Here is a 1,183-nt window from a genome sequence, read left to right as displayed (position 1 = left end):
AGTATTTGGTGGTTACGGTTATACGAAAGACTATCCAGTAGAACGATTTTTCCGTGATGCGAAAATCACGCAAATATATGAAGGAACGAGTGAGATACAGAAACTTGTTATTAGTCGAGCTTTATAAAAGGACAAGGGGGAGACGGGAATGCATTTTAAACTATCAGAAGAACATGAAATGATAAGAAAAATGGTTCGGGATTTTGCTAAGAACGAAGTAGCACCGACGGCAGCTGAGCGTGATGAAGAAGAGAGATTTGATCGTGCACTATTTGATCAAATGGCAGAGCTTGGTTTAACCGGCATTCCGTGGCCTGAAGAATACGGCGGAATTGGAAGCGATTACTTAGCGTATGTAATTGCTATCGAAGAATTATCTCGTGTTTGTGCTTCAACAGGTGTAACGCTGTCTGCACACACTTCACTTGCTGGTTGGCCAATTTTTAAATTTGGAACGGAAGAACAAAAGCAAAAATTTTTACGACCGATGGCAGAAGGAGCGAAAATTGGCGCATACGGTTTAACGGAACCAAGTTCTGGTTCAGATGCTGGCGGAATGAGGACAACTGCGAAACGAGATGGAGACCATTACATTTTAAATGGATCGAAAATCTTTATTACAAATGGCGGTATTGCTGATATTTATGTTGTTTTTGCGTTAACTGATCCCGAATCGAAGCAGCGTGGTACGAGCGCGTTTATTGTGGAAAGTGATACACCAGGATTTTCAGTTGGGAAGAAGGAAAGCAAGTTAGGGATTCGCTCTTCACCAACAACTGAAATTACGTTCGAAGATTGCCGTATTCCTGTAGAGAACCTACTAGGGGAAGAGGGGCAAGGATTTAAAGTTGCGATGCAAACATTAGATGGCGGCCGTAATGGTATTGCCGCGCAAGCAGTCGGTATTGCGCAAGGGGCTTTAGATGCTTCTGTAGAGTATGCAAGAGAGCGTCATCAGTTTGGGAAACCAATTGCGGCGCAGCAAGGAATTGGCTTTAAACTTGCAGATATGGCAACGGATGTGGAGGCGGCGCGTCTTCTAACATATCAAGCGGCTTGGCTTGAATCGGAAGGGCTTCCGTATGGGAAAGAGTCAGCGATGTCAAAAGTATTTGCAGGCGATACAGCGATGAAGGTGACGACTGAAGCGGTACAAGTATTTGGTGGTTACGGTTATACGAAA

At 44.0% G+C, this 1,183-nt stretch carries 2 protein-coding genes; both read left to right on the top strand.

Annotated elements, in window-relative coordinates; all coding sequences use genetic code 11:
* A partial coding sequence (locus GFJ36_RS27285) for an acyl-CoA dehydrogenase family protein (RefSeq protein ID WP_275940658.1) occupies nucleotides 1–127 on the top strand: 127 nt, incomplete at its 5' end.
* Between the two features lie 21 nt (nucleotides 128–148).
* Nucleotides 149–1,183 (top strand): acyl-CoA dehydrogenase AcdA (gene acdA, locus GFJ36_RS27280; RefSeq protein ID WP_157349809.1); only part of this gene is annotated, 1,035 nt, incomplete at its 3' end.

It is taken from the genome of Bacillus sp. EE-W1 (assembly GCF_009760835.1).
Taxonomy (GTDB): Bacteria; Bacillota; Bacilli; order Bacillales; family Bacillaceae_G; genus Bacillus_A; species Bacillus_A wiedmannii.
This window is presented reverse-complemented; position numbering and strand designations above follow the sequence as displayed.